This window comes from Flavobacterium sp. (assembly GCF_043720215.1).
GTDB lineage: Bacteria > Bacteroidota > Bacteroidia > Flavobacteriales > Flavobacteriaceae > Flavobacterium.
In genome coordinates this window covers 1-6468 of sequence record NZ_JAYSSZ010000294.1, presented here as the reverse complement: position 1 = coordinate 6468, position 6468 = coordinate 1, and the positions used below count along the sequence as shown (strand labels likewise).

Here is a 6468-nt window from a genome sequence, read left to right as displayed (position 1 = left end):
GGTTATTCGTTTATTTGTTTAATCGTTTATTGGTAATGTAAGAAGTCTAACAATTTAATTGTCTAAACTCAATACATCTTTCATTGTAAAAACACCTTTTTTGTTTGCAAGCCATTCGGCAGCAATAACGGCTCCAAGCGCAAAACCTTCTCGATTGTGAGCGGTATGTTTTATTTCTATTTGGTCTACACTAGAATCATAAAATATACTGTGTGTTCCAGGTACATTTTCTATTCGTTTGGCATCAATTAATATCTGCTTCGCCAGTTCGCTATCGCTCGTGTCATTTTCTGTAGGATTGTCTAAAGTCCAATTTGTATAATCAGAATTTTCGATAATTCCTTTTGCTAACGAGATTGCTGTTCCGCTTGGCGCATCTAACTTTTGTGTGTGATGAATTTCTTCCATCGAAACTTTGTACTGATTAAATTTTGACATCATTTTTGCCAAATAGTTATTCAATTCAAAGAAGATATTGACACCTAAACTAAAATTGGATCCGTATATAAAACTTCCATTTTTAGACTCACAAAGCGAAACTATTTCGTCATAATGTTCTAACCAACCTGTGGTGCCACATACTACTGGTACATTAGTATCAAAACACTGTTTTATGTTACAAACGGCACTGTCTGGAATGCTAAAATCGATGGCAACATCAGCGTTTTCAAGACCTTCATACGTAGAAGTGCTCGATTTTCTTAATACAATTTCGTGACCACGTTCTAAAGCAATTCGCTCTATCACTTTGCCCATTTTGCCGTAACCTAACAATGCAATTTTCATTAAGTTCTGTTTTTAAATTTTGTTATTAATACTACTAATAAAACACCACTAAGTAATCCAATAGTAAAAATTTGTAAAAAATCGATAGTTCTAATTGATGAAGCGATTTCAGATGAACTATATCTAATAATTGCTCCAATAAGAAAAAAAACTATAAGAAATACATTTAGCTTTTTCATAATTAAAAATTATAATTTAATGTAAATCCTAGATTTTGGGTATAATTTTGTTCACTTTGATAAATGTCGGGTCTAACGGTAAGTTTTCCATTTACATTAAATTGGCGTAAATGACCATCAACATTAGCATCGACAATATTTAAAATATACAATGCTACTGTTACGAGTAAGGATAAATCCTTGTTTCTCTGATGAAATTTCTGTGCATCGATTAGTTTAGCTTCACTCAAGAAAACACCTCCAGATAGTTGATTGTTATATGCATCGGTGCTTTGTGTGCCTAAAAGCAAACGCTCTTTGTAAGCATCGCGGTAACCGTTGTATTTTTTTTTGTTCCAAGAATAAGCATAAATTCCTGTTCCAATAGCAGCAAAAACAATAGGTACTTTCCAGTACTTTTTGTTGTATACTTGTCCTAATCCAGGTAAAAGTGCCGAATAAAAAGCAGCTTTGGCAGGCGCTAATGGGTTAATTTTTGTTGTTGTAGTGTCTAAAGCAATTAGTCTTAAGTCATCTTGGCTAAATCCAGAAAAATTCCCGAAAACAGTGACAAAAATTACTATGTAAAACCAATTTTTCACTACCCTTTTATTAGTTTGATAATTCTATTAAAATCTTCTTCAGAATGAAATGGAATAGTGATTTTTCCTTTCCCGTTTCCAGCCACTTTTACATCTACTTTAGTGCCAAAATAATCATTAAATGATTTTTTCTCATTGTCATTAATTTCAAATGACGATGATTTTACTGTCGATTCTGTTTTTGGTTTAAATCCTTCTTGGTAGTTTTTTACCAAAGCTTCGGTTTCACGAACGGAAAGGTTCTGACTGACAATTTTTTGATAAATATCAGTTTGAATGTCATGATTTTCAACATTTATAATCGCACGACCGTGTCCCATAGAGATGAATCCGTCGCGAATCCCTGTTTGAATAATTGGATCTAATTTTAATAAACGCAAATAATTAGCCACTGTCGAACGTTTTTTACCTACACGATCACTCATTTGTTCTTGTGTAAGCTGAATTTCGTCGATTAATCTTTGGTACGACAAAGCAATTTCGATTGGATCTAAATCATGACGTTGAATATTTTCGACCAAAGCCATGGTTAATGATTCATTATCATCGGCCAAACGAATATAAGCGGGAACAGTAGTTAAACCCACAATTTTTGAGGCACGCAAACGACGTTCTCCAGAAATTAATTGGTATTTGTTAAACTCCGTTTTACGAACTGTAATGGGTTGAATCACACCTAATTCTCTAATAGAAGTAGCCAATTCTTGTAAAGAATCTTCATTAAAATTAGTTCTAGGTTGAAACGGATTTATTTCGATAAGATCTAACTCTAATTCGATAATATTTCCAACAACTTTATCTGCATTTTTATCTTTAACAGAAGTAATATCATTTTCAGGATCTTTCAATAAAGCGGAAAGACCACGACCCATTGCTTGTTTTTTTGCTAGTGCCATATATTATTTAGCATTTTTTTTAATAATTTCGTGAGCCAAACTCAAATAATTTGCAGCTCCTTTACTTGTTGCATCATAGTTTATGATACTTTCTCCGTAACTTGGTGCTTCGCTCAACTTAGTATTTCTTTGAATAATAGTTTCAAAAACCATATTGTTAAAGTGTTTTTGAACTTCCTCTACCACCTGATTCGATAAACGGAGACGAGAATCAAACATAGTAAGTAACAAACCTTCAATATCTAATTCTGGATTGTGTATTTTTTGAACACTTTTTATGGTGTTTAATAATTTTCCTAAACCTTCCAATGCAAAATATTCGCACTGAATAGGAATCACCACAGAATCGGCAGCAGTCAAAGCATTTAAAGTTAGCAAACCCAATGATGGCGCACAATCTATAATGATATAATCGTATTTGTCTTTAACAGAAGCTAATGCTTTTTTAAACATATATTCTCTGTTTTCCTTGTCTACTAGTTCGATTTCGATAGCGACTAAGTCAATATGAGCAGGAATAACATCTACATTTGGTGCCGAACTTTTTACAATCGCTTCTTCGGGCGTATTGCTGTGTTCGAGAACTTGGTACGTTCCAATCTCGACAGTATCCACATCGATTCCCAATCCGGAACTGGCATTTGCCTGCGGATCAGCATCAATTAATAAGACTTTTTGTTCTAAAACACCTAGTGATGCTGCTAAGTTTATAGATGTTGTGGTTTTTCCAACACCACCTTTTTGATTAGCAATTGCAATGATTTTACCCATTTTATTTTTGAAATTTTGAGTCGTAAAAATACAATTTTTTATGAGTTTAGGAAATCTTATTTGTTAACAAAATTGCAAAGTTTATAGATTTCTGTTTTTAGGAGCTAATCTAGCTATCCACTATATCTTTTTGTATCGCCGAAAAGGGGCAACAAAAAGGATATCGTTCCTATCTGGGCTAAAAAAAAAGAGACCTTTTAGGGATCTCTTTTACATTATTGGGATAAATATTTTTATTTATTTCTTTTTAGATTTAACCATCATTTCTAACATATCCCACATTTCTTTAGGAATTGCAGATAAATCGTTAAATTGTCCAGCGCCTTGCAACCATTCACCACCATCTATAGTTACCACTTCACCATTTATATAAGCAGAAAAATCAGAAACTAAATAAGCGGCTAAGTTGGCTAATTCTTGGTGTTCACCATTGCGTCGCAACGGAACTCTTTTCGAAGTATCAAATTTTTCGGCAAGATCTCCAGGCAATAATCTGTCCCAAGCTCCTTTTGTAGGAAATGGTCCAGGTGCAATTGCGTTCATACGAATTCCGTATTTTGCCCATTCTACCGCCAAACTTCTAGTCATAGCAAGAACTCCTGCTTTTGCTGTAGCACTTGGCACCACATAAGCAGAACCTGTCCAAGCATAAGTAGTTACTATATTTAAAACATTACAATTGGTTTGTTTGGTATCTATCCAGTGTTTTCCAAAAGCTAGAGTACAGTTTTTAGATCCTTTTAGCACGATGTCTATTACGGTATCAAACGCATTTGCCGATAATCTTTCGGTAGGAGAGATGAAGTTTCCTGCGGCATTGTTTAGTAAAACATCTACACGACCAAACGTTTTTAGAACCTCTGCCAACATCGCTTCTACTTGGTCATAATGACGCACATCGCATTGCAATGGCAAGCATTTTCCGCCAGTTTCAGTTTCTAATTCTTTGGCTGTATTTTGCAATTTTTCTAAGTCACGAGAAGTAATAGCTACTTTTGCACCTAACTCTAGAAAATATTTTGTCATGGCTTTACCCAAGCCACTTCCGCCACCAGTTACTACAATTACTTTATCTGAAAGCGCATTATCACGAAGCATTTTTGCTGAAAAATTCATAGTTTTTTATTTTGATTATCAAATGTAGTAAAAATATTTATTATGCATGCATAGTAAATAAAAAAATGTTTGGTTTTTGATTTAAATAAACTTTTAATAATGGGGAATTATAATTTCTATGAGATTTTGGAACGGAAATAACTTAAAAACAGAAAATGTTTGTTCCTATATCTCTTAGCAGAATAATTAAATTTTAGATTGAAGATTATCTAGGTTTCCTTTGTGAATATTTATATTTTTTCTAATCTCTCTGCATTTATCTTCATTAAAGTCAATTCCATCTTTTTTATCTATAAAATATTCTCTGCCAGTTTCTTTATCTTTAACAAAAAACAGCATGAGCAAACTCATTTCTAACTTTTATTATATTTATTCTAAATTCATTAATAAAATTTGTTATTCCAATTGAATCCGCTATTTCTTCAATTGCGCTCGCTCGTTGAGATGAAGAAAACAGTATTGGTTCAGACAATACTTTACCGAAGTTATTATTCTTTTTATATTTTTCTGATTTTTCTAGTTTCTCTTTATGAAAACTAATCAGCTCATCAAGCACTCTGTTAACGATTTTTTGATGTTCTGTTTTACTTGTATAGGTTTCTACAATTTCTAGCATTTGTGCATCAAGATTACTTACTTCATTCATAATCATTCCTCGCATTGCTACAATATTCTGAAATTTCTTTATGGTTTGAGTAATTACTGCTAAAATTTCATCTTCTAATTCTTTATAGTCTCCTCCAGTTAATTGAAAAAAAGTTATACGATTATTACTAAAAAGTTTTACGTCTTTTACATTGTCATTTGCTGAATAAAAAAATATTTCTGTGAAATTATGTTGACTATCTCTAATAAAATCGATTACTTGACTACCAAAAGTTCCTTCATTTAAAGAATAATCAGTTATAATAATATCAAACTCTTTTTTCTTTGAAAATATTTCTACAAACTCATTGAAATCTTCGGCTTCAATAATATTACAATTAAAGTACTGATCTAAAAGAAATCCTTTTGTTTCTCCTAGAATTTTCTGAAATGGACGTTCCTTAATTCTGTCATCGACCCATAAAATATTGTAATCTAATTTCATAATGGAAATGTTATTATAAATTCAACTCCTTTTTCAAAATCATTATTAATCTTTATTGACGCGCCTAATTTTTTTAATGTATCTTTTGTTTGATAAAGTCCAATTCCTGAGCCATTAGTTTTAGTAAAGCCAAAATCAAATATTTTATCCTTAATCTCTTCAGGAATTCCATCACCATCATCTTTAAAATACAGTATAAGGTCAGATTTAGTTTTAACCCATTTAATAAAGATGTTTTTTGAATTTGCTTTTTTTGAATTACTAAATAAATTATCAAATAAAACAGTTATTTCTAAAGGTCTAAATTTGGTTTTGTATCCTATGTTTTCTAATGGTTCAAATGTTATATTAATTGGCCTTTTTTGGTGAATAAATGAATTGATAGGAATATAATTATTTACTACATAATCATATGAAAATTGAACTATATCTTCTGTTATCCTCTCACTTTCCATACTGAATCCAGCATTAGTGACAAATCTTGAAGCACTTAGTATTTTTTTAACTTCTAGATTGATATTAAGAACTTCTTCAATTAACTTGTCTTTGGATAGATTACTATTTATTGATTTTACTAACTCATCAAGACTAAAGGTTATATTGCCAGCAGTGTGAACTATTTGATGTTGTAATGTCAATAAATCATCCTTATCTCTATTGTTTATTGAATTATCAAATAGTTTTTTTGAAATTTCTTCATTTAATTCTTTAGAAAGTTTTTCGTTTTCAATTAGCTTAATAAATGCTTCTGCTTCTGCTTCATCTTTTACTTTACGAAGTTCATCTATTTTCTTTTCTGCTTTCTTAATTGTACTAATAACTTCGTCTTTATTAAAAGAATCAGTTTTTATTTGCTCAGTAAGATTGCTTAATACTGTATTTATAGAGTTTTCAGATTTTTTATTTAAAATGCTTAAAATTTCATCTGAAACCTCAAACCGTATGACATTTTTAGAATTAGTTAATCCGTTTAATAATTTCCTTAAATTATCATTAATGTCATTGATTTTCTCATTTTCTTGTCCCTTGTTCTTGATAAAAACATTATC

9 protein-coding genes are annotated in these 6468 nt (G+C 31.2%); all 9 read right to left on the bottom strand.

Annotation, left to right across the window (positions count from 1 at the left end):
- Nucleotides 1–54: 54 nt before the first annotated feature.
- Nucleotides 55–786: a 4-hydroxy-tetrahydrodipicolinate reductase gene (dapB, locus tag ACHZC3_RS12835; protein WP_394760271.1), complete on the bottom strand. Its 732-nt coding sequence runs from the start codon at nucleotides 784–786 to the stop codon at nucleotides 55–57.
- Nucleotides 786–965: a hypothetical protein gene (locus ACHZC3_RS12830; protein WP_394760270.1), complete on the bottom strand. Its 180-nt coding sequence runs from the start codon at nucleotides 963–965 to the stop codon at nucleotides 786–788. Before ACHZC3_RS12830 ends, dapB begins: the two co-directional genes overlap by 1 nt.
- Before the next feature lie 2 nt (nucleotides 966–967).
- Nucleotides 968–1546, bottom strand: a complete 579-nt coding sequence (locus tag ACHZC3_RS12825) for a DUF5683 domain-containing protein (RefSeq protein WP_394760269.1) — start codon at nucleotides 1544–1546, stop codon at nucleotides 968–970.
- Nucleotides 1546–2442: a ParB/RepB/Spo0J family partition protein gene (locus ACHZC3_RS12820; RefSeq protein ID WP_394760268.1), complete on the bottom strand. Its 897-nt coding sequence runs from the start codon at nucleotides 2440–2442 to the stop codon at nucleotides 1546–1548. Before ACHZC3_RS12820 ends, ACHZC3_RS12825 begins: the two co-directional genes overlap by 1 nt.
- A 3-nt stretch (nucleotides 2443–2445) precedes the next feature.
- Nucleotides 2446–3213: a ParA family protein gene (locus ACHZC3_RS12815; RefSeq protein WP_394760267.1), complete on the bottom strand. Its 768-nt coding sequence runs from the start codon at nucleotides 3211–3213 to the stop codon at nucleotides 2446–2448.
- 237 nt (nucleotides 3214–3450) lie between these two features.
- Nucleotides 3451–4329: an SDR family oxidoreductase gene (locus ACHZC3_RS12810; protein ID WP_394760266.1), complete on the bottom strand. Its 879-nt coding sequence runs from the start codon at nucleotides 4327–4329 to the stop codon at nucleotides 3451–3453.
- 186 nt (nucleotides 4330–4515) lie between these two features.
- Nucleotides 4516–4668, bottom strand: a complete 153-nt coding sequence (locus ACHZC3_RS12805) for a hypothetical protein (RefSeq protein WP_394760265.1) — start codon at nucleotides 4666–4668, stop codon at nucleotides 4516–4518.
- Nucleotides 4652–5419: a hypothetical protein gene (locus ACHZC3_RS12800; protein ID WP_394760264.1), complete on the bottom strand. Its 768-nt coding sequence runs from the start codon at nucleotides 5417–5419 to the stop codon at nucleotides 4652–4654. Before ACHZC3_RS12800 ends, ACHZC3_RS12805 begins: the two co-directional genes overlap by 17 nt.
- Nucleotides 5416–6468, bottom strand: a 1053-nt coding sequence (locus tag ACHZC3_RS12795) for a sensor histidine kinase (RefSeq protein ID WP_394760263.1), incomplete at its 5' end; no start/stop codon positions are given. The genes ACHZC3_RS12795 and ACHZC3_RS12800, both read right to left, overlap by 4 nt.